This is a genomic window from Sodalis praecaptivus, from assembly GCF_000517425.1.
In the GTDB taxonomy this organism is placed as follows: Bacteria; Pseudomonadota; Gammaproteobacteria; order Enterobacterales; family Enterobacteriaceae; genus Sodalis_A; species Sodalis_A praecaptivus.
On sequence record NZ_CP006569.1, the window covers coordinates 3468954 to 3492378 of the forward strand.

Genomic DNA, 23425 nt, shown 5'->3' on the forward strand with positions numbered 1-23425 from the left:
CCAGATCAGAGAGGGCACGCGCCCTGTCCGTCTAACGCCGGTCAGCCAAGCTGACCGGCTTTTTTATACCCTGTGCCCGCGCCTACCCGGGAGCTAACCCGATAAAGCCGCCCTCGCATCCCCTGCCGGGCTTTGCGCTCAAGAGGCGGTCACGCGCTTCGTTGTTACCCAGCGGTATCCCAGCAAGAGCAGTAAAACCCACACCGCACCGACGTATAACGACACCCGGGTGGTGGGGAAGTAGCCAATCAAGCCGATAATAAACAGCAGAAAGACGACGCCGAGGCCTGCGGTGATAGCGCCGCCGGGCAATGGGAATTTCAGCGCCCTCACCTGCTCGGGCTTGAGCCTGCGGCGAAAGGCGATTTGCGAACACAAGATCATGATCCACACCCATACGGTGGCAAACGTGGCCAGCGAGGCGATCATCAGGAAGACATTTTCCGGCATGAGGTAATTCAAGTAGACCGCCACCAGCATCGCCATCATCATCACCAGCACCGTGATCCAGGGAATGCCGTGACGGGATACGCGCCGAAAGATGCGCGGCGCATGCCCCTGCCCCGCCATGTCGTGCAACATGCGCCCGACGCCAAACACATCGCTGTTAATGGCCGAGAGCGACGCCGTCAGCACGACGAAATTCAACAGGCCGGCGGCGACAGGAATGCCCAAATTCTGGAACGTCAGTACAAACGGGCTACCGCCGGTACCCACCTGATTCCACGGATAGATGGACATGATAACCGCCAGGGTGCCGACATAAAATAGCAGGATACGCCAGGGAACGGAGTTGATGGCCCGCGGGATAGAGCGCTCAGGATCCCGCGCTTCGCCGGCGGTGATGCCGATGATTTCAATACCGCCGTAAGCGAACATCACCATTTGCAGCGAAAGAATCATCCCCCCGACGCCGTGGCTGAAGAAGCCGCCGTGGCGCCACAAATTCGCCACACCGGTAGGTTGGCCGCCGTTGCCGATGCCCCACAGGATAATGCCGATGCCGGCGAGGATCATGACGATAATGGTGGCAACTTTGAAAAATGAGAACCAGAACTCCAGCTCGCCAAACGCTTTGACGCTCAGTAAATTGATCGCGCCGATGAATAACACCACGCTTAACACCCAGACCCAATGCGGTACCAACGGGAACCACACGCCCATATAGATGCCGAAGGCGGTCACATCGGCAATGGCAACAATCAGGATTTCAAAACAGTAGGTCCAGCCGGTAATGTAGCCCGCCATGGGGCCCAAATTATCCTGCGCATAGCGGGAGAACGAACCGGCATTGGGGTTTTCCACGGACATTTCCCCCAGGGCGCGCATGATAACGTAGGCCGCCAGGCCGCCTATCAAATAAGCCAGCAGTACGCTAGGACCGGCCATTTGTATCGCATCAGCGGAACCATAGAACAACCCGGTACCGATGGCGGAGCCAAGCGCCATAAAGCGAATATGCCGGGTGGAAAGCCCCCGCTTCAGCGAAGGGGTGGAAGATTGCATGACCCATTACCTTTTATTGCACAAGAAAAAACCACGGAACGGTGTCCGTGGTCAGTTGATTGCCTCGCCGACGCTCAAAGAACGGAGATTTGCTGCCGTCCGCGGGATTGATCGTAAGCCGCCGCGACGACAAGCATGACCAGCGTCGGCGGTAGCCAGGCCAGTCCCTGCGCGCTCAGCGGCAGGCGATCCACCCAGGCCGGGAGAATGTCGGGATAGGCCGACACCTTGATGCCATCCAGGCAGCCAAACACCAGACTGACCAGCATGCCGGGCGCAACAAGGCGGGCGCTGGAATGCCACCAGCGCAGCGTAAAACTCAGCAGGATCAGGACGATGCACGGTGGATAGATAGCGGTAAGCACCGGTACGGAAATGCTGATCAAATGGCTAAGGCCCAGGTTGGACACCACCATGGAGAACAGCCCCAGCAGGAACACCCACTTGCCATAGCCCATGCCGGTATGTTCGCTGAAAAATTCAGCGCAGGCGCAGGTCAGGCCCACCGCGGTCACCAAACAAGCTATCGTTATCAGCACCGTCAAAAAACCGCTACCGGCGGCGCCGAAGATGTACTGCACATAGGCGTGCAAGATTTCGGCGCCGTTTTGCGCCCCCGGCACCAGCACGCCGCTGCCTGAACCTAACTTGAACAGCGTCAGATAGACCGCCGTCAAACCGATACCGGCAATCAGTCCGGCCAGAACGGTGTAACGGGTCAGCAAGTGGGCGCTCGCCACGCCGCGCGAACGGGCGGCGTTGACGATAACGATGCCGAATACCATCGCGCCCAGGGTATCCATGGTGAGATAGCCGTTGACGAATCCGCTGGAAAACGGCAGGTGACTATAGCCTGCGGACACCGGCAACGGCTGGCCCGCCGGCCACAGCATCGCCGCAATGCCCAATACCGCGAGCGCGATGATCTTAAGCGGCGCCAGGACATGGCCCACCGTATCCAGCAAGCGGCCGGGGTACAGGGAAATACCGATGACCACGGCGAAATAGATCAGGCTGTAAATCAGCAAAGGCAGTTCGCCGTTGCCGGCGAAGGGGGCCACGCCGACCGCAAATGAGACGGTCGCGGTGCGCGGTGTAGCGAACAGCGGGCCCACCGCCAGATAACACACGACAGCCAGAAGCAGACCGGCTTTATGGCCGATAGGGGAGCTGAGCGCATCAATGCCGCCCCCGACCCGCGCCAGCGCGATAACGGTAATGACCGGCAGACCGACCGCGGTAATCAAAAAGCCCGCCGCCGCCAGCCAAACGTGCTGACCGGATTGCAGGCCCACCATGGGCGGAAAAATGATATTTCCGGCGCCGACAAACAGAGCAAAGGTCATAAAACCCAGCGCGAGGATGTCTTTGGAGGTTAAACGTTTAGTCATGGGTTTGTATTAAAGCCTGTAGTAAATCCAAATAAGAAATTCTTATGACTGCGCGGTGCTCAACACACCTTTGGCCGAAACGATCGGCATCGCGTAAACGGCCGTTAAGCCGGACAGAATAATCATGCGGGGAAGCAATACTGACGGGCGGCGCAACGGCGGCTAATTTAATAGTTTATAGCGGTTGCTGGCAAGTCCATCCGGCAAAACTGGCACTAAAATCTGCTTTTTGAATAATATTTAGGTTAAGTATTCAAATGTTCCCTTTTCTGCGCTACATGATAACCCGTCTGACGACGAAAATCGCCAGCGCGACATAAGAAATTGCGATGGACGACATGGACACGGGGCGTGCGGGCGACATAGGGCGAGCGAACCGCTGCGCAGTTCAAAATCTGGCACCGGCTGTGGCTGTGGTTAAAGACGAGGTTTAGACTTCCATTGACGCAGACGGTGGCAACGACTTGAGCGCGGGCAGAGAAGAACCGCCCGCGCACGCGTTATCACCAGGCGCGGCGAGCGATATCAAGCACTAACTTCAGCTTATCCCACTGCTGCTGTTCGCTCAGCATATTGCCCTCTTCGGTAGAAGCGAAACCGCATTGCGGGCTTAGGCACAGCTGATCCAGGCTGACATACTGGCTGGCTTCACGGATGCGTGCCAGCACCGCCTGGGGGTCTTCCAGCGTCGGCGTTTTCGAGGTAATAAGCCCCAGCACCGCCTGCTGATGTCCGGGTTTGATAAAGCGCAGCGGTTCAAAGCCGCCAGCGCGTTCGGTATCGTACTCCAGGAAAAAGGCATCCACCTTCACTTGACCGAACAGGATGGGCGCGACCGGCTCATAACCTCCTTCGGAAATCCAGGTGGAGCGGAAGTTCCCGCGGCAAACGTGCAGGCTCACCACCAAATCCTTCGGCTTACCGGCCAGCGCTTTATTCAGCACCTCAGCGTAAATCTGCGCCAGAGCGTCCGGATCATCGCCACGTTCGCGCATTTGACGCTTTTGATCTTCCGAGCACAGATAGCCCCAGACGGTATCGTCCAACTGCAAATAGCGGCAGCCGGCGGCATAAAACGCGGCAATGGCATCGCGCCAGGTCTGTGCCAGATCGTCGAAGTATTCCGCCAAATCGGGGTAGACGGCCCTATCGATCGCCGCGCGCCCGCCGCGGAAATGCAAGACGCTCGGACTGGGAATGGTCATTTTCGGCACCGCGTCGCCGGCCACGCTTTTCAGGAAACGGAAATCCTCCAGCATCGGGTGATGGCGAAATCCCAGTTTACCGGTGACCTTGACGCTCCGGGCTTTGGTCTGCACGCCCTGAAATTGAATGCCGTGGTCGGGCTGGTACCCTTCCACCCCGTCCAATCCTTCAAAGAAATCCATATGCCACCAGGCGCGGCGGAACTCCCCGTCCGTTACGACCTGCAGCCCCAGCGCGCGCTGCTCCGCGACGACGCGTGCAATCTCGTTGTCTTCCACGGCGCGCAGCTGCGCGGCATCTATCTCGCCATCGGTGAAACGCTGGCGGGCCTGCTTTATCGCGGCGGGACGTAACAGACTGCCGACCACATCGGCGCGGAAAGGGGCTTGGGTTCTTTGCATTTTACTGCTCCAGGAGGGCGTCATCCTCATGATGATCGCGTTAGTTTAGCGACGGTATAGTCACGCTTCGGAATGAAGGGACATCCAGACGTCTATATGTCTCAGGCGCAGTGTGTCACTTCACCTAACGCCGCACAAACGAGAAAATTTCAACGCTATTGAATTTTATTCATGATCGTTGTGAGATTTTCACTTTGGCGATTTAAGGCAATCCAGCGGCCCGCCGCGCCGTCAGCCGTTGGGATTGCGTCAAAGGCACATACCCTGCCTGGCTAACCTGCTCTTGTCCCTCGGCGGACAAAACGCGCGCCAGAAATGCCAATGTCAGGGGGTCAAGGGATTTACCCGGCGGTTTATTGACGTAGAGAAAGAGCGGGCGGGTGAAAGGGTACTCCCCGCGGCGCAATGTCTGCGCATCGGCGGTTAACGTGTGGCCAGCCGCATCGATAATCGCCAGCCGCTTCACCCCGCGGGCGTGGAAGCCCATGCTGGTATAGCCAATCGCGTTCACCGAAGCGGCCACCGCCTGCGCGACCGCCGCCGATCCGGGCAGTTCGTTGACCGTTGGCTGCATATCTCCACCGCAAAGCACCCGAAGGCGAAAAAATCCCTGGGTGCCGGAGGCGGTGTTCCGGCCGTAGCGCAGTAGCGATAACGTGCGCCATTCTCCGGTTAACCCCACGTCCCCCCAACGCCGTATCGGCGCCGCCTGTCCGCACTGACGAGTGACGGAAAAGATCGCATCCAGCTGGCGTTGGCTAATCGCTTCTAGCGGATTGGCCTGATTAACCATGACCACCAGCGCATCCTGCGCCACCGGTAGCGCCAGCGGCGCATAGCCGTAACGCTGACGAAAGCCGGCGATTTCCAGCTCGCTCATCGGGCGGCTCATGGGGCCCAGCTGCGCCGTGCCGGCCGCCAGCGCGGCGGCGGCGGCGGCGGAACCCATCGCCTGGATTTGCACGCCGACCTCGGGATAGCGCCGACTGAAGTCCGCCGCCCAGCCGCTCATCAGCGACGCCAGCGTATCCGAGCCGGTACTGGTTAACGTACCGGTCAGGAGCGGAATCGGCGCCGCCGGCGTAACGGGCTGCGCGCGCAGCGCCGCGCTATGCCCCCCCAGCAGGCAGCTAGCGAACAGGGCGCCGGCCAAGAGGGAAAAACCGCGCATCACTCTCTGGCCTGGGGTGAAAGAGGAGAAACGCTAGGGTCCACTCGCGGCGGCAGGGTAATCAACCGCGCCGGCAGGGTAAAACCGAAACGGGTGCCCTCGCCCGGCGCGCTGCTGATATCCAGCCGCGCATCGTGATGGCTTAACGCATGTTTGACAATGGCCAGACCCAGGCCGCTACCGCCGGTTTGGCGCGAACGGGCTTTATCCACCCGATAAAAGCGCTCCGTCAGGCGCGGCAAATGTTCCGGCGCAATACCCGGCCCGTTGTCGCTAACCTGAAACGTCGCCCCCTCGGCGCTGCGCTGCCAGCTGACCTCGATGCGGGTGCCGGGAGGCGTATGAATAACCGCGTTGTACATCAGATTCGATACCGCGCTGCGCAGTTGCTCTTCATTGCCGTTGATCCATAACCGCGGATTGACGCGCAGCACCAGCGGATGCTGTCCTTGGCTGAGCCCCTCGACGCTGGCCTGCAAACGCTTGAGCAAGGTCGGCATATCCACCGGCGTGTGGGTTTCCCCCTGCGGCGCCGCTTCGATACGCGACAGCTCCAACAATTGGGCGACCAGGCGTTCCATGCGCCGGGATTGATCCTGCATAGTCTGCACCGCCCGCTGCCGCATGTGGGCGTCAAGACTATCGTCGGTCATCATTTCCAGATACCCCTGCAATACCGTCAGCGGCGTGCGCAATTCGTGGCTGGCGTTAGCGAAAAAGTTACGCCGCGCCCCTTCCAGTTGCCGCATTTGCGTGACGTCACGCACCACCATCAATAGCTGATCGTCGGTATAGGGCATAACGCGAAACTCCACCCAGTGCTGATTGTTCAGCTGCAATGTAAGCGGTCGCTGAAACGCTTGCCGCTGCAAATAATCATTAAACTCTGGATAACGCAACAAATTGAGGATCGGTTGTCCATTATCCTCCGGCCAGCGGAAACTGAGCAGTTGTTGGGCTAGGCCGTTGCACCAGAAAATATGGCCGTCACCCGTTAACATCACCAGCGCATCGGGCAGCGAATCGGCGCCGCTGCGAAAGCGTTTAAACAACATCGCCAGCTCGCGCCGCCGGCGGCGTTGACGCAGTTGCATACGGTGCAAACCATAGAATAGCGAAATCCAACTGCCCCCGCCCGCCGGCGGCGCCCGCCCCGGGTTGCGCCATAGCCAATGCGATAGCCGCAGCTGAAAATAATAATTGCGCATTAGCGCCGCCAGCAGCGACAGAGCCAACAGCCAGCCCAAGTGGCCGATGAACAACGACAACAGCAGCGCCGGCAGGCAAAACAGCACCCCTTCCAGCAACAATCTGCGCCAGGTAATAGGTTCAAGCAACGGCATCTCCTTCGCGACGGCCCCTGTAGCGCGGCCACCGGCTCATCATGCGTCCGCTGACCGCGGGCATCGCATCCTTTCCATCTGACTCATGTTCCGCCTCTGCGCGCTGTCATCGCCGGTGCGCAAGCGTACCATCAACGGCCGCTACCGCGGCAGCAAGGTTTGAGCAGACCGCGCGCGCTGCCCGCCTGCGCCGTATTTAATAGCGCCCGGAGAAGCGGTAACCGGTACCGCGCACCGTTTGCACCATACGGTCATGCCCCCCGGATTCAAGCGCTTTACGCAAACGGCGGATATGGACATCCACCGTGCGATCCTCCACATAGACATTCGTGCCCCATACATGATTCAGCAATTGCTCGCGGCTGTAGACGCGCTCAGGATGGGTCATAAAGAAATGCAGCAGCTTGAATTCGGTCGGCCCCATATCTAGCGCCTGCTCGTTGGCGGTCACCCGATGCGAGGCGGGATCCAGACTCAGGCCCTGAAGCTCGATTCGCTCTTCCGCCTCCATCGGGGAGATGCGCCGCAGCACCGCTTTTATCCGCGCCAGCAGCTCTTTGGGAGAAAAGGGTTTGGTAATATAATCGTCGGCCCCGACTTCCAGCCCGCGTACGCGATCTTCTTCTTCACCGCGCGCGGTCAGCATCACAACGGGAATTTCCCTCGATAGCGCTTCGCGTTTCATCTGTTTGATGAATTGAATGCCGGACCCTCCCGGTAACATCCAGTCCAGTAGCACCAGGTCAGGGTACGGTTCCGCGAGCAGATTGACCGCGGAGGGGTAGTCCTCCGCCTCGATGGCCTGAAAGCCGTTTTGCTCCAGGACAAAACACAACATTTCCCGGATTGGCGCTTCGTCTTCCACCACCAGTATGCGTCTCGCCATCGTTTCTCCGCCATAAATCGTCATGATCAAGGTGCCGGCATTATGCGTCACTTTTGTGACATATTTATTAAAACTCATTTATCTAAAAAGAAATAGATTTTATCGTTAACTGACGCCGGCACCCGGCGGCAACAGACGACGTTTTGATACCATAACACGCTGAAAATTGGCGAATTTTACTAATCAATGCGCCGCAGCCGCGCCGTCAGCGCCTTACGCAGAATCTTGTTTCTTTTCGGGTAACCGAGCGTCAGGGGGTAGCGGCGCGTATAGCGCCACGGCAACGGCGGAGCGCGCAGCCAAGCGCGCGGTTGCTCAGCGCGGAATGACGTCGCACGGGAGGGCTTATCCTCTTTTCGGGAATCGGCGCCGCAAAATTCCCCCCGTCGGACGACAGGCGCCGGCGGCACGGTTTATACTGCCCCATCGATTTGTTTGCCGCTGGAGCGTCATGCGCATTATTCACACTTCTGATTGGCATCTGGGTCAGTCGTTCTTCACCAAAAACCGCGCCGACGAACATCAGGCGTTTCTGACGTGGCTTATCAGTCAGGTGGATGAACACCAGGTGGACGCCTTGATTGTAGCGGGCGATGTCTTCGATACCGGTACACCGCCCAGTTATGCCCGCGAATTATTCAACCGTTTCGTCGTGTCGCTGCAGCCGACCGGCTGTCGCCTGGTGGCGCTGGCGGGCAATCATGACGCGGTCGCAACGCTCAATGAATCTCGCGCGCTGCTGGCGTGCCTGAATACGCGCATTGTGGCCGGCGGCAACGGCGAGGACCAGGTGTGGGTGCTAGACGATCGCCACGGCGCGCCGGGCGCGGTGCTGTGCGCCGTTCCCTTTCTGCGGCCGCGGGATATACTGGTCAGCCGCGGCGGCCTGTCGGGCGGTGAAAAGCAGCAGGCGCTGCTTGACGCCATCGCCGAGCGCTATCAGCAGCTGTATCTACGCGCGCAGCGGTTGCGCGACGCGCTCCCCTCCCCGGTCCCGATTATCGCCACCGGCCATCTCACGACGGTCGGCGCCAGCACCACCGATTCGGTGCGCGATATTTACATCGGCGCTCTCGATGCTTTTCCCGCGCGGTTGTTCCCGCCCGCGGATTATATCGCCCTGGGCCATATTCACCGGCCGCAGATTATCGGCGGCAATGACTGCATCCGCTATTGCGGCTCGCCGATACCGCTAAGTTTTGATGAGGCGGGCCAGCCGAAACAGGTCAATCTGGTTACTTTCCAGGACGGTCTGCCGCCGCGGATAACGCCGCTGACGGTGCCCGAAACGCAGCCAATGCGGCTTATCAAAGGCCCTGTGGATGAGATAGAGCGGCAGCTGCGCGGCTATGCTGATTATCGCGGCGAACGCCCGGTGTGGCTGGACATTGAGGTTGTGGCCGACGGCTATCTCACCGACATCCAGCAGCATCTCCAGGCGTTGGCGGAGCCGTTACCGGTAGAGGTGGTGTTGCTGCGCCGCAGCCGCGAGCAGCGGTCTAGCGGCCTTCATCCGTTACAGCAGGAGACGCTTAGCGAATTGAGCGTGAGCGAGGTGTTTGAACGGCGGCTGGCGCTGGAGGAGGCGCCGGATGAACCCCGCTGCCAGCGCATCCGGGGCCTGTTTGAACAGGTGGTCGGCGATGTACACGATGGCCGGGAGGGAGCGGAAGCATGAAAATTCTGACGCTGCGCCTCAAAAACCTGAATGCGCTGCAGGGTGAATGGAAAATCGACTTTACCGCCGCCCCCTTTGATCGCAGTAGCTTGTTCGCCATCACCGGCCCGACCGGCGCGGGGAAAACCACGCTGCTCGATGCCATCAGTCTGGCGCTTTATCACCAGACGCCGCGCCTTAAGGACAACCCTGGCCCGGAGCTGATGACGCGCCATACCGCGGAAGCGCTTGCCGAAGTGGAGTTCGCCGTTAAAGGGGTCGGTTACCGTGCGTTTTGGAGCCAGCGCCGGGCGAAAAATCAACCTGACGGTAATCTGCAGGGAGTGAAAGTGGAGCTGGCTCGCATCAGCGACGGCCTGATTTTGGCGGATAAAATCAGCGATAAAAAACGCCTGATAGCCGAACTGACGGGGCTGGATTTTGCGCGGTTCACCAAATCCATTTTGCTGGCGCAGGGCGATTTTGCCGCGTTTTTGAATGCTGACGCCAAAAGCCGCGCCGGGCTGCTCGAGGAGCTGACGGGCACCGATATCTATGGCCGCATCTCCGCCGATGTGTTTGAACGTAATAAAGCGGTCCGCACCGAGCTGGCGCAGTGGGAAGCTCGCGCGGGCGCCATTGAAATGCTGACCGGTGAGCAGCAGGCGGCGCTCGAGGACGAACTGACGCAGCGGCGGCAGGAGGAACAGCGGCTGAACGCGCAGCGCCATGTACGTCAGCGTCATCAGGCTTGGCTGAATGAACGGACGCAGCGGCAGACGGCCCTGGCGCAGACGCAGCAGGCGTCCTTGCAGGCCGCGCAGCAGGTGCAGGCCGCAGCGCCGGATCTGGCTCGCCTTGCCGCGGCGGAGCCGGCGGAGGCGTTGCGCCCTTTGCTGGACCAGCAGCGGCGCGACGCGCAGGCCTGTACCCGCGCCGAGGGGGAGCTGGCCCAGTTGCAGCAGCGCCAGCAGCAGGATCAGGCGCGGCTGCAGCCGCTGGCGCAAGCGCTGCGGCTCGCCGATGAGCAACTGGCCGCGCACGAGGAGGATCAGCGCCGGCATCAGCAAATAATAGAGGAACAGCTTATCCCGCTGGATCAGCAGATCGCCACGCTGCGGCAACAACAGGAGGACCTCAAGCGTCAGCTTGTGCCGCTGCAACAGCGCCATCGTCAGGAAAGCGCGGCTCTGGCGACACAGCAGCAGGCGCTGCATCAGGCTCGTCAGCAGGCGCAGGAGGAGAGTGACTGGCTGGACCGCCATGCCGCCTGCCGCCTATGGGGTGAGCAGCTCCCGCTGTGGCGTGAGCAGTTCGCTCGCCGCGATGAAGCGCTAACCCATTGCCGAGACCTGGAACAGCGCGTGGCGCAGCAACGGTTGCGGCTTACCGCTTTACAAACGGAAGGTCAGCAGCGTTTAACGGAGAGTCAGCGGCTGGCACAGCAGCGCGAGGCGCTAAGCTTGAGCTTTGCCGAGGCGCAACGGCAGCGGGAAGAACAGGTCCACGCGCAGAGCGGCACCACGTTCGAGACGCGTTGGAAACGGCGGCAGGGGCAGCGGCCCCATTATCTGTTGCTGACCACCCTGCTGCCGCAGCTCTCGGGGCTGGCGGATAGGCTCCGGCAGGAGGAGTCGCAGCAGTCCCAACGCCTGCAAACGCGGTTTATGTTAAGCCAGGAGCAAACGGCGCTGCACGCCAGCCTGGAGGACAAAACCCGGCTGCTGAGGCAGACGAAAACCACGCTGGAGCTGGAACGGCGTATTGTCCGGCTGGAGGATGAGCGCCGCGCTCTGCGCGCCGGTGAACCGTGCCCGCTGTGCGGCGCCACCCAGCATCCAGCGATAAATGCCTATCAAACGTTGTCCCCCGGGCGCACCGAGCAGCAGTTGCAGCAGCAGCAGACCGAGGTAGACCAATGCGCCGCGGCGAAGATCGAGGGGGATACCCGTTTGCACCTGCTGGTTACGCAGTGCCAACAGGGCGAGGAGACGCTGACGGCCTTGGCGCATCAGCGCAACGAGCTGCAACAACGCTGGCGGCAGGCGGTTGAGCAACTGGCGATTGCGCCTGACGAAAACCTGCGCCTTCCCGAGCTGGCGACGCTAACGCCCGAGGCTCTGCGGGCGGCCGCAGACGCGCTGGCGGCTTATGAACGGGAAGAGACTCAACTGGCGCAGCGGCTCGAACAGCTACAGCAGGCGACCCTGGCGTGGCAGTCGGCGCGCGATGCACTAAGCGCCGCCGAGCTTGTCCACGATCGCAGCCTGTCGGCGCTGGCGCTAAACGGTCAGCAGCAGCGCGACCTGGAGGAGAATCTGCAAGCCTCCACCTTGAGTCTGACCCAGCAGCAAACCGATCTCGCGCGGCTTAACGAGGAGATTGCCGCCGCCCTCGACGCGGCAGCGTTAACGGTGCCGGAGCCGATGCAAACCGCAGCGTGGCTCGATGCCCGCCGGGAACTGTGGCTGAGGTGGCAGCAGCGCCATGAACAGGCGCAGCGGCGACTAAGCCAAATCACCTCGCTGAACGGCAGCGTCGACGCCCTGATGCAGACCGTCGCCGACCTGACGCAGCGCCAGGCGGCGCTGACGCAGGCGCTAACGGCCACCGACGCTGAACTGGCCGGCGCCGGCCGGCAGCGTCATGCCCTGGCCGGCGATGTCACGACCGTCGAGTTCGGCGCGCGGCTGCGCCGCACCGGTGAACGGCTGCGCCAGGTGCAGCTTCAGGCCGGCCAACAGCTACAGGCAGCGCAGCGTCAGCTACACGAACTGGCGGGCAGCCTCAGCGCGCTGGCGCGCCAGCGGCAGACGCTGGCTCAGCAGGCATCGTCCAGCACAAGTCAGCTGCAACAGGCGTTGAGCACCTCTTCGTTTGCCGATAGCGCTGCCCTGGATGCTGCGCTGCTGCCCACAGGCGAGCGGGATGCGCTGCGCGAACATCGCGATCGGCTTAACGCGCAGCAGCAGCGTACTGACGCCCGCCAGCAGCAGGCCGCCGAGGCGCTGGCACAGGTGGAGGCCGCCCGTCCGCCAACCCTGTCGCCCGAGGAGGATGACGCCGCGGTGGCGGAGCGCCTGGCCGAATTGGATGACCAACTGCGCCAACTTGCCCGCAGGCAAGGGGAAATACAGCAGCAGTTGGGCAGCCATCAACAGCGACAGCGGGAACAGCATCTGCTGCTGCGGCAGATAGAAGAGAGCCGCGACCGTTGTCAGGATTGGGCCTATCTCAATGAGCTCATCGGGTCGAAGGAGGGGGATAAATTTCGTAAATTCGCACAGGGTTTAACGTTAGAACACCTTATTTATCTGGCTAACCAGCAGTTGGCGCGCCTGCACGGCCGTTATCAGCTGCAACGCAAAACGCACGAAGAGCTGGAGCTGGAAGTGGTGGACACCTGGCAGGCTGACGCCATACGTGATACTCGGACGCTGTCAGGGGGGGAGAGTTTTCTGGTCAGCCTGGCGCTGGCGCTGGCGTTATCGGATTTGGTCAGTCATAAGACGGGCATCGACTCGCTGTTCCTTGACGAGGGATTCGGCACCCTTGACGCCCAGACGCTGGATATTGCCCTGGACGCGCTGGATACCCTCAACGCCAGCGGTAAAATGATCGGCGTGATAAGCCACGTGGAAGCGATGAAGGAGCGTATCCCGGTGCAGATAAAAGTCAGTAAGATTAATGGATTGGGCATCAGCCGCCTGCAGCGACAATTTGCTGTGGCGGACAATGCGCCGGTCAAAGAGGGAGACGATTGAGGTCGCTGACGGCAACGACGCCCAACCCACTCTTGGCACGGCCAGCCTCCAGCCGGCGGCAACGCCATCAGGACCGTATAGGCGCCGTGGGCAACCTTTGCCCACGGCAACTGCACCCCAGCCACCGTTGTCGCCTCTGCCGGCGGCAACGCCATCAGGACCGTACTGGCGCAGATGGCAACCTTTGCCCACGGAACTGCACCCCAACCGCCGTTGACGCCTCTGCCGGCGGCGGTGCCAGAGGCGGTGCCGGGTGCCTGTCGCCGCGAAGAGAGCCGCTCAGGCGGGAGCCCTAAGCCCCGCCGGTGCGCGATGTAAACCCAACCTGCCGCCGCGCGGGTGGCGCTGGCATCGTTCGCGAGTCAGCGCGCTTCTTCCTGCGGCCAAAGCCACGCCGCGCCGCGCACGCCGCTGGAGTCGCCATGAACCGCCTTACGAATCGGCGTCTGGCATTCGTTGCCAAATACCCAAGGCGTTATTAAGCTCGGCAGCGAATCGTACAGTCTGTCGACATTGCTCATTCCACCCGCCAACACGACGACATCCGGATCGAGCAAATTGATTACCTGCGCAAGGGCCTTGGCCAGCCGTCGCTCATAATTACTCAGCGCCCGCTCAGCCCATTTATCGCCTTCTGCGGCGAGATGGACGATCTCTGCGCCGCTGCGCTGTTGCCCGCTGAGCCTGGCGTAATCCTGCATAAAACCGGTGCCGGAGATGAAAGTTTCGGTACAGCCGGATTTTCCGCAGTAGCAGGGAACCTCTTGCATAATGCGCCTTTCATCCTCATCCATCCAGGGCAGCGGATTATGCCCCCACTCCCCCGCCACGCCATTGCCGCCGCTGTGCACTTTGCCATTAAGGGCGATACCCGAACCGCAACCGGTACCGATTATCACTGCAAACACGGTACTCATACCTATGCCGGCACCGTCCGTTGCCTCCGACACCGCCATGCAATTGGCGTCGTTGGCCATCCTTACCGACCGCTGCAGCCGGGTCTGCAAATCCTTATCCAGACGCTGACCGTTAAGCCATACCGAATTGGCATTTTTCACTTTGCCGGTATAGGGCGACAGGGTTCCGGGAATACCAACGCCGACGCTGCCGCGCTGGCCTGTCTCCTGTTCTACCCGCTCGACCAGCGCCGCGATGGTCTCCACCGTCCCAGGATAATCATCGCGCGGCGTCGCGACCCGTTTGCGTAATATCGCCTGACCCTCGTCATCCAGCGCTATTACTTCGATTTTGGTACCCCCCAAATCAATGCCGATACGCACGTTGCCAGCCCCCGCTCCGGTTATCTACCGGCGCCGTGGCCCCCGCGATAAGCGACAGGAAGCGGCACGGCGCACTATTTGGGGATCAGCATAGGATATTCGACGGAAAAAGTTGAGCTATTCCCGCCGTGGGGTAACGTTTCAGCCTGGCTTTGTGGCGCCCGTCACCCCGTGCATGCAACGGTGGCAGGTTTAGAGAACGTGATAGCGATCGCCGCTTCTTACTCCCCACCAGCCGCCGGCGGCGCTGACTATCGCCCCCAGCAATAGGGTAATGAATAACCAAAGCGCGGACTTGGCGCTGGCGGCAGCGGCCTTATCGGCGCGCTGTTTCATTTCCTCGCGCCAGCGCTGCAAATCTTCACGCGCGTGACTGACGTTCTGCTGCAGCGTATCGATCCGTTGTTTTATCGTTTCTGCCGCCTGCTGTTTATCGCGCATCACCTTATCGGTCGCCTGATTTAACGCCTCCGGCGTCATAGTACGATTGCTATTGGCCAGCGCCTGATGCACGTCGTCGCGCTTGATATCGTCGGCTACGGCATCCGTGCGCTGCTTCAACCTCTCAGCCAGCCCTGCCATAATCTGCTCACTGCGCTCAGGGGCGCGCATCGCCTCGGCGACCGCCTGGCTGACTTCCGCACGTATTTCCTTAAGCTGGCGCTGAAGGTAGTCGGGATGCAGCGCTTCCACTTCACTGTTTTGCAGCGCATCGCTAATATTTTTTGGCGAGGCATCGGCCGGCAGAGAATCGTCCAGAGTTAATTTCCCCAACCCATTGTTCAACGCCCCCGCTAATTCATCGCTATTATTCCCCACCGCCGTAACGATATTTCCGGCGGCGCTGCCCGCTGCGCCCAGCATATTTCCCGCCAAACGTAATGCACCACTAATAATGAATCCGCTAATGATAATCGCTAACAGCAGCGATAGCGCCCAGGTCAAGAAGCCGTGCGTCACGCCGGCCATCATCGCCAGCCGGCCGGCGACAAAACCACCGGCCAATAGACTAAGGAGCAGCGCAGCCGCCGTCCATAGGGTCATGGTGGTGCCGATACCCCCGGCCGGTCGCTGCGCCCAGGGATCGACCATGCTAAATCCCAACGCGCTACCGAGCAGCGCTAATAAGAGTGAAATAGAGAATGCCGTAAGAACGCCACTGAAAAGTGATCCCCATGACACCCGGTTGGCGCAGATAGCCACATCCCGCGTTTCCATAAGCTAACTCCTTTATTTTTTACGAAGTAGAATGATGCTACGCCATTAAGTTAGTCTATGTTTACGGTAATACAAGAATACCGAATTTTGAGAATCATTTATTTTATAATAATTATTATTATCTTTTTTCTATCGCTTGGCGCATGGGTTACATCAGTAATACGGCTTTTTGATAAACTTAAATTAATAGATAATTATTAATCATAAAATCATCAGACATTTTCGACGCCGGTAACCGGCGAAATCACCGTTAACGCGCTACGGCAAGCGCCTCTTTCCGGTCTCCTCTCCAGAACCTTCGGTATGCCGAGCGCCTTTTTTTTAACCTGTGGCAAACGCAGACGGTGCCTGACCCGCCCGTTACACACCATGCTTCAACGTCAAATACGGACAACTCTGTGCGCTTTTTCCTAGGGGAAGCGCCTGCAATTCGTTATCATGCGCGCTGCGTTTGTTGGCAAATCGCGCCGGTTGAGGTGCCTCAGGTCAGGGATATCTATTATGTTGTGGTTTAAGAATGTCATGATTTACCGTTTGAACCGGCCGATCGAGCTGTCGGTGGAGCAGATCGAACAGCAGTTGTCCGCCTTCGCCTTTACTCCCTGCGGCAGTCAGGATATGGCGAAATCCGGCTGGGTTCCGCCCATGGGTGCCAAGAGCGACGTGCTGACCCATGCGATACCGGGACATGTCCTGCTTTGCCTGCGCAAAGAAGAAAAAATTCTACCGTCCTCGGTGATAAAGCAGGAGCTACAGGGCAAAATCGACAAACTGGAAAATGAACAAAGCCGGAAACTGCGTAAAACCGAAAAAGACGCGCTCAAGGACGAAGTGCTGCACACCTTGATGCCTCGCGCCTTCAGCCGTTTTGGCCAAACGTTCTTGTGGCTGGATCAGGTCAATAATCTGGTGCTGGTCGACGCCGGCAGCGCCAAAAAAGCGGAAGATTGTCTGGCGCTGCTGCGCAAATCTATCGGCTCGTTGCCGGTGGTGCCGCTGACTATGGAAAAACCGATTGAAATGACCCTGACCGAATGGGTACGCAGCGGCGATCCCGCTGCCGGCTTCGCCATTCAAGATGAGGCTGAGCTAAAAGCGCTGCTGGAAGAAGGCGGCATCGTTCGCTGTAAAAAACAGGATTTGTCCAGCGACGAAATCGCGGTGCATATTGAGGCAGGCAAACTGGTGACCAAGCTGGCGCTGGATTGGCGGGAGCGAGTGCAGTTTGTGCTGGGCGATGATGGCACGGTTAAACGGTTAAAATTCGCCGATACGCTACGCGAGCAAAATGATGATATCGATCGCGACGATTTCGCCGCCCGTTTCGACGCCGATTTTACGCTCATGACCGGTGAATTGGCGGCTTTAATCACTGAGCTGATTGCGGGGCTGGGAGGCGAGGCGCAGCGTCAGGGCTAACCGAGGCGGCCGCAGGGAAAAGGCACGGTTGACCCGCCCGCCGGTTAACCCTGAGACGAATCGGCGCGGCGATGACCCTAACCGATTGCTTGAGGACGAATCGACGCGGCGGCGCAGAGGGCGGCTATGCCGCCGGGCTCGCGGCCAGCGCAGGTTACGCAATGCCGTATGCCTGGCGCGAACGAAGCGGGATGAGAGTAAAGATTGCCCCCCGGCCCAGCGGCGTCAACGGTGGACGGGACGGCGCAGGCCTTGCGCCAACCCGTTCAGCGCGAGTGGCTAAGGTACCTGCATAAATAGCTGCTGGTTTCCGCCAGCTGCAGGCAAAATTCGCTGTGTGCCGGCACGTAGAACGACTCTCCCGGCATAAAAACCTGCCAGTCGTTGGCGCCTGGCAGCAGCGTCTTAAGCGCGCCGCTAACGACCGTCATTTCTTCCGGCTGGCCGGTGGTAAAGGTGTACTCCCCTGCCTCCATAACGCCAACGCTGGCACGGCCCGTGCTGGCGGCGTCGAATCCAATGGACTTCACTTTCCCTGCAAAATAGTCATTCACCTTCAGCATCGGTCTTTTCCTATCAATTAATGTCATACCAGTGTAAAAGGCGACTCGGCGGGCGTCACGCCCTTTTCTACAAAAACCCCGGCCGGGACAAACAAATTTTGCGCCGCCGATTTACTGATAGATTCGTTGGGCAATCATCCGCGTAGCGGACTGCAACCCCGCCAACTTATCGGTCGGGAAGGCGCCTTTATCGCCAGCGTTCACGAAAGACAGACATAGGCCGAACTGCTCACGCCGCTCGCTGTCCGCCAGCGCCGTAGCGAGCGCGCTGTAACCCGGGCGGGTTTCATTGCGATTGAAATCCCAGCCCTGCCCGCGCACCACTGATAATCGCTGCAGCAAGCGGACAATGCCGGGCTGATTAAATCCCCCCAGCCTGCCCTGGCGCGGCATCAACCGCGCTATGACTTCCCGCTCGGAAAAACAGGCCAACAACGCTCTGCCGACCGCCGTATTCATGGCGGGCAAATGGCTGCCTACCGCATAGATCGCAGGCGCGGCGGCGCTGCTTTGAAATCGGTCCACGATACGGACTTTATCCCGATGCAGCATGCATAAATAACCGGTGCAGCGATAGCGTGCGCTGAGCTGATGCAGCGCCTGCGCCGCCCGCTCAGCAAGCGTAGCCGGCCCGCTCTGCGGTGCAGGCGGGCTCAATGAGCGCAGCAGGTGGCCGACCCGATAATGGCGGTTGTGGGGATCCCGCGCGAGCAGTCCCTGCGATTCCATTGCGATAAGCAGCCGGGAAAGCGTACTTTTTGGCAAGGTGAGACGGCGGGCCATGTCGCTGAAGGACAGACTTTCCGGCAGCGCATCCGTGCCCGGCTGGACGAACAACGTTAACACCGCGGCGGCGTTTTCCAATGTCGACATAATGTTATTTTTTTTGCAGGTGAACTGATGTCGGAGTTTTTATCATTCATCGCCTGCGCGTCGGCGTCAAGACAATATTTCACCGGTTTGCACGCTCCGTCCGCGGTGCGCCGGCGGCCTCATACACATCGGTTTATCGCTATTAATTAGAAACTTAAACACTAGCGTGTCGCTCTTAACGATAACGCCTCACGCACGAGCAATGCGCTTCATTCTCAGCCACTTGGCCCAATGGGGCCATGACGGCAGCAGCAGAAACATGAATTATTTTTTACGCCGATGTGACACATCGTGATGCGCGACGGTGGAAAGCGCGTAGTAACGGCGGGGCGGCAGGACGCGATGTCCTGCCGCCGGATGATCAGCTTTTGCTTTCATCCTCATAGCGCTCTTTGGAATCCAGCGCTTCTTGCTCGGTGTCGTGTTCACTGATAAGGGTATTGGGGTGGGGATGGTCGGCACGCAACTCATAGACGGTTTTGCTCTTGCCGGCCGGCCCTTTCTCTTTTTTGACGATGTGCGCTTCGCGCGGATAGGGAGGTTTGCTTGCCATAGTTACTTCCTTATAGTTGTGCTCACGTAAGGTAAGTATAGCCAACACGCCGCGCCTCGTCGGCCGAAGCGATTAACCTCTCATCACGTCTCCCCAAGTCGCCCGGTTATCAACTCGCCGCGCTGGGATAGAGCTGTTGTAAAATGGCATAGACCACATCGTCCGGCGCCTGACTGGCGTCCAATATGTGATGTGCCGCTTCTTGATAGAGTTTTTCCCGTGCGGCGAGCACGTCGGCGATCTCTTCAATCATCGGTTTGCCCGTCAAACTGGGCCGCTGCTCCTCATCGGGGTACGCCTGTAGACGGCGCGCAAGCTCCTGCGCCGACACGTGCAGATACACCACGGTGCCGCGCGCGCGCATGAAATGTCGGTTAGCCGCCGATAAAATAATACCCCCGCCCGTGGCCACCACGGTTTGCCCTTGCGTAACGCTTGTCAGGATTTCGCTCTCCTTTGCCCGAAAGCCCGCCCAGCCTTCATCAGCGACGATCTCTGCCACAGTCTTGCCGGTAGACCGCCACAACATCTCGTCGGTATCGGTAAATGCATATCCCAATACCCGCGCTAATGCCTGACCCACCGTGGTCTTGCCGCAGCCGCGCGCACCAACCATAAATAGGGGCTGTGTCATTGCCTGTCTGTCCTTTTCCTTACCTGAAATAGCGGACGAGAACGTTCATCGTCCCTGGGCCGGAGCAGGATGAGGCGGAGAGTCGCCGCCCCGTTGCGTGCCGGCAGCGCATCATATCATCGACCTCTGGCGGCGCACACGTTTGCCGGCAAAATTTTGCGCTACGGTAAAGGGAATCGGCGCCGCGAAGGCCGCGGGCATTGCCGCTGCGGCGCCGGCGCGCGGTCAGCTTTCCGCTTCGCGGGTGTCGGCGACGATGCGCTGCGCTTCGGCAAAACCGAGTTTGTCGCCCATTTTAATTAATAGCACGCCGGTCGTGCGCATCCGTCCGGCCGCCACGACCGCCACCAGATTTCCTTTCAGGCCATACAGCGAGACAAAGTTATCCTCATCCGGCGAGCCGATAATTTCCTGCTGATCCCATTTAGCGGCATGGCCCAAATATTCATAGCGAACGCCGTAATGCTGGGTCCAAAAAAAGGGTACGGCATCATAGGGGTGTGGCTTATCCATCATCGCACCGGCGGCGACACGTCCGTGCTGCTGAGCCACGCGCCAGTGTTCAATGCGGGTGGGATTGCCGTCCAGCGGGAACGTCGCGATGTCACCGATGGCAAAAATGTCTGCGGACACCTTCATCGTCCGGTCAACGGTCAGGCTGCCGTCGTCATTGAGCGGCAGATCGTGGATGAATCGCGTCGCCGGCGCCACGCCCGTCGCCAGCAAAACCAGCGTCGCCTCAATACGTTGGCCGTCTTTCAGCGTCACCGCGCTGACGCTTTTTTCCCCTTCAAAAGCGGCCGGCTCGCCGTCAACAAAGGTGACGCCTTTCTCCTGGTGACGGCGGCGGAAAAAGCGGCCCAACTCGGTGCCGAATTGTTTTTCAAACGGTAAAGGATGGGGCGAAACGACCGTGACCTCTACGGCTTGTTTACGCAGCGCCGCCGCCACCTCCATACCGATGAAGCTATTGCCGATAATGACCAGCCGGTGCTCCCGCTCGACGGTGGCAACCAGCGTCGCCGCCTGTTCCCAGCTGCGCAATACCTCCACGCCGCGTAGCGCTTTGCCAGGCAGGTCCGGCCGCTGCGGCGTGGCGCCGGTGGCTAACAGTAAACGATCGTAGGAAAGGGTCTTGCCGTCTTCCAGACGTAAACGACGGCGCTGGCTGTCCAGTTCTTCCACATTGCCATTGATGCGTTCTATCTGTTGTTGCTGATAGTAGGATTCCGGCAGCAGGGAGGGCACATCGTGAATATCCATATCCCCCTGCGGCACAAATTTCGATAGCGCGGTACGATCGTAGGGGGCCTGTTTTTCACGTTCAACCACCACCAGCCTGCCGGTAAAACCCATCTCACGCAGCGCTTTTATCGCCGCGCTACCGCCGGCGCCGGTGCCCAATACCACATAGGTCGGCTGTTTATCCGCCGTCTGCAAGGGAGTGGCTTCGTCAAGCGGGTGCGGGTCGATCCACACGGCATCTTGCTCCACCTTCACCGGGAAGCGTTTCAGTGCCCGCAGTGAGGGCGGTTCCAGCAGAGAGCCCGGGCGACTTTCGGTGATGGCGAACACCGATTTATGCCACGGGCAGACCAGTTTATCTTCGCACAGCGCCCCCTTTTCCAGCGGCGCGCCGGAGTGCGGGCAGGTGGCTTCCAGGGCATAGACCTCATCACCGCGGCGGATTACCAGTATATCGGTCTCTCCGACGGTTATTTTGCTCGGGGTCATTTGCGACAGGGAGGATAACGACATTATTTGCTCATAGGCCACGATAGGCTCCTTACTAATTTTATAAAACCTTACTGTTTAAAGCACTATCAGTAAGCCTAGCAGCAAATTGATAAAAGGCGCTCAGCCCCAGCCGGCGCCGGCTTGGGGCAAGACGAGGTTGGTGGTAACGGCGCGGCGCAAGCCAAGGCCAGCCGTAACGGCGCAGTGCGAACCAAAACCTACGATAACGGCGCGGCGCCGACCGAGGTCTGCGATAACGGCACGGCGCATGCCAAGACCAGCCGTAACGGCGCAGTGCGAACCAAAACCTACGATAACGGCGCGGCGCCGACCGAGGTCTGCGATAATGGCACGGCGCATGCCAAGACCGGCGATAACGGCAAAAGCCCGCCGGAGGGCGGGCTTTTGCCTGACAGGGACACTCCGCCGACCGGATGTCGGGGCAAGTTGTTATTCGCCGTGGGCATGCCCTAAACGGTAGCCGCGCTTATCGACAGCCCCCGGCTGGCGCAGGGTCAGCGAAATCATCAACGCGATCACCAGCAGAGCCGCTATCAGTTGGAACGTCACCATAAATCCGCCGAACAGCGACGCCACCAGGGAGCCGATAATGCTACCCACGCCGAAACCCAGATAAATAATGCCGTAATTCTTGGTTAGATTATTCAGTCCGAAGAAATCGCTGACCAGCGACGGGTATACCGTAATGGTCCCACCAAAACTGAACGCCACGCAGGCCAGCGAGATAAAGAACAGTGTCTCGTTAAGATGAACGAATAACAGCATGCTCATCCCCGCCATGGCGATGACCTGGGCCAGTGAAACGACCCGAAGACGGGACATTTTATCGGACAGGACGCCCAGCACCAGGCGCCCGCTAAGATTGGCGACGGCAATAATAGTGACCGCATTGGCCGCCACCGCCGTCGATAAATGGACCAGATTCTCGCCGATATCTTTGGCGACGCCGATAACATATAACCCGCTCATGCAGGCGGTAACAAACATCAGCGCCAATAACCAATATTGCGGCATACGCATGGATTCGGCCAAGGTGTAATCCCGGACCCCGGCACGCTGCCGGATTTCCTGGCGCGGCGCGTCTTTCATCATAAGAGCGCCGGCCACGACCATTATCACTGCGATACCGCCCCATAATACAAACGTCAACGGCAGACTATAGCGGTCCAGCAGCTGGCTGTTGATGTATTTGAAGCCCAGACTGCCCAGCCCATAGGCGCCGATAGCGCATGCAGAAATCAGGCCCTTGCGTTCGGGAAACCATTTAACACAGTTAGACAGCGTCAACAGATACCCGATACCGTCCGCCAGCCCGACCAAAATTCCGGCGCACAGCCAAAGCATGATAATGGAATTGGACCACCCGGTCAGGCAAAGTCCGATGCCCAGCAATACCCCGGCGCCGATCGTGACTTTGCGCACGCCAAAGCGCTCCTGAAATTTACCTGCGGTGGTCGACGCCACCGCCATCGCCATGCTCAGCAAACCAAAAGCGAAAGCCACCTGGCTAATGGGCTGACCCAATTTCTGCGCCAGGGGACCATTGAACAAACTCCAGGTATACACCGACCCCAAAGCAAACTGGGTAATAATGGTGCCAGCCAGGGTAAACCAACGAATGAATCGGGATGATTGCGTTTTCATGCTTTGCCTCGCATAAACAATTCAAAAAATGAATTTATTCCCCTAAGGGTTATTGCGGGCACTATAAGATCATTTGGCGCCAACGGGGGCAAAACGGGAATGAGTTGTCAGGAAGAGGGAATGAAATGCATTAAATAGGGTATGAATGACATTTATCG

18 protein-coding genes are annotated in these 23425 nt (G+C 59.4%); 4 read left to right on the plus strand and 14 right to left on the minus strand.

The window, feature by feature from the left end; all coding sequences use genetic code 11:
• Positions 1 to 138: 138 nt before the first annotated feature.
• The 6 genes from proY to phoB form a co-directional block, all read right to left on the minus strand.
• The gene (proY, locus tag SANT_RS15495) at positions 139 to 1506 is read right to left on the minus strand and encodes a proline-specific permease ProY (protein ID WP_025423178.1); all 1368 of its coding nucleotides are present in this window, start codon (positions 1504 to 1506) and stop codon (positions 139 to 141) included.
• 74 nt (positions 1507 to 1580) lie between these two features.
• Complete coding sequence (gene brnQ, locus SANT_RS15500; RefSeq protein WP_025423179.1) at positions 1581 to 2897, minus strand: branched-chain amino acid transport system II carrier protein; 1317 nt, start codon at positions 2895 to 2897, stop codon at positions 1581 to 1583.
• Between the two features lie 503 nt (positions 2898 to 3400).
• Positions 3401 to 4504: a cobalamin-independent methionine synthase II family protein gene (locus tag SANT_RS15505; RefSeq protein WP_025423180.1), complete on the minus strand. Its 1104-nt coding sequence runs from the start codon at positions 4502 to 4504 to the stop codon at positions 3401 to 3403.
• A 202-nt stretch (positions 4505 to 4706) separates the two neighbouring features.
• Entirely contained in the window at positions 4707 to 5675 is a 969-nt protein-coding gene (locus tag SANT_RS15510) for a PstS family phosphate ABC transporter substrate-binding protein (protein WP_025423181.1), read from the minus strand.
• A complete protein-coding gene (gene phoR, locus SANT_RS15515) occupies positions 5675 to 7012 on the minus strand; it encodes a phosphate regulon sensor histidine kinase PhoR (protein WP_025423182.1) in 1338 nt (445 codons plus the stop codon). Before phoR ends, SANT_RS15510 begins: the two co-directional genes overlap by 1 nt.
• A gap of 202 nt (positions 7013 to 7214) precedes the next feature.
• The gene (phoB, locus tag SANT_RS15520; protein WP_025423183.1) at positions 7215 to 7904 is read right to left on the minus strand and encodes a phosphate response regulator transcription factor PhoB; all 690 of its coding nucleotides are present in this window, start codon (positions 7902 to 7904) and stop codon (positions 7215 to 7217) included.
• 451 nt (positions 7905 to 8355) lie between these two features.
• Between phoB and sbcD the strand changes: the two genes are divergently transcribed.
• Together sbcD and SANT_RS15535 are read left to right on the plus strand one after the other, a co-directional pair.
• Entirely contained in the window at positions 8356 to 9582 is a 1227-nt protein-coding gene (gene sbcD / locus SANT_RS15530) for an exonuclease subunit SbcD (RefSeq protein ID WP_025423185.1), read from the plus strand.
• A complete protein-coding gene (locus tag SANT_RS15535; RefSeq protein WP_025423186.1) occupies positions 9579 to 13325 on the plus strand; it encodes an AAA family ATPase in 3747 nt (1248 codons plus the stop codon). Before sbcD ends, SANT_RS15535 begins: the two co-directional genes overlap by 4 nt.
• A 362-nt stretch (positions 13326 to 13687) precedes the next feature.
• Here the strand turns inward: SANT_RS15535 and mak are convergent, their stop codons facing one another.
• Positions 13688 to 14605 (minus strand): fructokinase, encoded by a 918-nt coding sequence (gene mak, locus SANT_RS15540; protein ID WP_025423187.1) that lies wholly within the window; start codon positions 14603 to 14605, stop codon positions 13688 to 13690.
• 192 nt (positions 14606 to 14797) lie between these two features.
• The gene (locus tag SANT_RS15545; RefSeq protein WP_025423188.1) at positions 14798 to 15823 is read right to left on the minus strand and encodes a hypothetical protein; all 1026 of its coding nucleotides are present in this window, start codon (positions 15821 to 15823) and stop codon (positions 14798 to 14800) included.
• A 501-nt stretch (positions 15824 to 16324) separates the two neighbouring features.
• Between SANT_RS15545 and rdgC the strand changes: the two genes are divergently transcribed.
• On the plus strand, positions 16325 to 17242 hold the full coding sequence (gene rdgC / locus SANT_RS15550) for a recombination-associated protein RdgC (protein WP_025423189.1): 918 nt from the start codon (positions 16325 to 16327) through the stop codon (positions 17240 to 17242).
• A 266-nt stretch (positions 17243 to 17508) separates the two neighbouring features.
• Here rdgC and ppnP read toward each other — a convergent pair whose 3' ends face one another.
• From ppnP to SANT_RS15575, 5 genes are all read right to left on the minus strand, one after another.
• Positions 17509 to 17805, minus strand: coding sequence for a pyrimidine/purine nucleoside phosphorylase (gene ppnP / locus SANT_RS15555; RefSeq protein ID WP_025423190.1), 297 nt, complete (start codon positions 17803 to 17805; stop codon positions 17509 to 17511).
• Positions 17806 to 17916: 111 nt separating this feature from the next.
• Complete coding sequence (locus SANT_RS15560) at positions 17917 to 18678, minus strand: IclR family transcriptional regulator (RefSeq protein WP_025423191.1); 762 nt, start codon at positions 18676 to 18678, stop codon at positions 17917 to 17919.
• A 361-nt stretch (positions 18679 to 19039) separates the two neighbouring features.
• Complete coding sequence (locus SANT_RS15565; protein ID WP_025244430.1) at positions 19040 to 19231, minus strand: hypothetical protein; 192 nt, start codon at positions 19229 to 19231, stop codon at positions 19040 to 19042.
• 109 nt (positions 19232 to 19340) lie between these two features.
• Positions 19341 to 19865 (minus strand): shikimate kinase AroL, encoded by a 525-nt coding sequence (gene aroL, locus SANT_RS15570; protein ID WP_025423192.1) that lies wholly within the window; start codon positions 19863 to 19865, stop codon positions 19341 to 19343.
• A gap of 225 nt (positions 19866 to 20090) precedes the next feature.
• On the minus strand, positions 20091 to 21623 hold the full coding sequence (locus tag SANT_RS15575) for an FAD-dependent oxidoreductase (protein WP_237234619.1): 1533 nt from the start codon (positions 21621 to 21623) through the stop codon (positions 20091 to 20093).
• Between the two features lie 120 nt (positions 21624 to 21743).
• Between SANT_RS15575 and SANT_RS15580 the strand changes: the two genes are divergently transcribed.
• Entirely contained in the window at positions 21744 to 22076 is a 333-nt protein-coding gene (locus tag SANT_RS15580) for a hypothetical protein (protein ID WP_025423194.1), read from the plus strand.
• Here SANT_RS15580 and SANT_RS15585 read toward each other — a convergent pair.
• The gene (locus tag SANT_RS15585) at positions 22053 to 23267 is read right to left on the minus strand and encodes an MFS transporter (RefSeq protein ID WP_025423195.1); all 1215 of its coding nucleotides are present in this window, start codon (positions 23265 to 23267) and stop codon (positions 22053 to 22055) included. The genes SANT_RS15580 and SANT_RS15585 overlap by 24 nt on opposite strands.
• Positions 23268 to 23425 lie beyond the last annotated feature (158 nt).

Bases quoted from the DNA above. Each gene is read 5' to 3' on its own strand.
- proY (WP_025423178.1), bottom strand. From the start codon at position 1,506: ATGCAATCTTCCACCCCTTCGCTGAAGCGGGGGCTTTCCACCCGGCAT.
- brnQ (WP_025423179.1), bottom strand. From the start codon at position 2,897: ATGACTAAACGTTTAACCTCCAAAGACATCCTCGCGCTGGGTTTTATG.
- SANT_RS15505 (WP_025423180.1), bottom strand. From the start codon at position 4,504: ATGCAAAGAACCCAAGCCCCTTTCCGCGCCGATGTGGTCGGCAGTCTG.
- SANT_RS15510 (WP_025423181.1), bottom strand. From the start codon at position 5,675: ATGCGCGGTTTTTCCCTCTTGGCCGGCGCCCTGTTCGCTAGCTGCCTG.
- phoB (WP_025423183.1), bottom strand. From the start codon at position 7,904: ATGGCGAGACGCATACTGGTGGTGGAAGACGAAGCGCCAATCCGGGAA.
- sbcD (WP_025423185.1), top strand. From the start codon at position 8,356: ATGCGCATTATTCACACTTCTGATTGGCATCTGGGTCAGTCGTTCTTC.
- SANT_RS15535 (WP_025423186.1), top strand. From the start codon at position 9,579: ATGAAAATTCTGACGCTGCGCCTCAAAAACCTGAATGCGCTGCAGGGT.
- SANT_RS15545 (WP_025423188.1), bottom strand. From the start codon at position 15,823: ATGGAAACGCGGGATGTGGCTATCTGCGCCAACCGGGTGTCATGGGGA.
- rdgC (WP_025423189.1), top strand. From the start codon at position 16,325: ATGTTGTGGTTTAAGAATGTCATGATTTACCGTTTGAACCGGCCGATC.
- ppnP (WP_025423190.1), bottom strand. From the start codon at position 17,805: ATGCTGAAGGTGAATGACTATTTTGCAGGGAAAGTGAAGTCCATTGGA.
- SANT_RS15560 (WP_025423191.1), bottom strand. From the start codon at position 18,678: ATGTCGACATTGGAAAACGCCGCCGCGGTGTTAACGTTGTTCGTCCAG.
- SANT_RS15565 (WP_025244430.1), bottom strand. From the start codon at position 19,231: ATGGCAAGCAAACCTCCCTATCCGCGCGAAGCGCACATCGTCAAAAAA.
- aroL (WP_025423192.1), bottom strand. From the start codon at position 19,865: ATGACACAGCCCCTATTTATGGTTGGTGCGCGCGGCTGCGGCAAGACC.
- SANT_RS15575 (WP_237234619.1), bottom strand. From the start codon at position 21,623: ATGTCGTTATCCTCCCTGTCGCAAATGACCCCGAGCAAAATAACCGTC.
- SANT_RS15585 (WP_025423195.1), bottom strand. From the start codon at position 23,267: ATGAAAACGCAATCATCCCGATTCATTCGTTGGTTTACCCTGGCTGGC.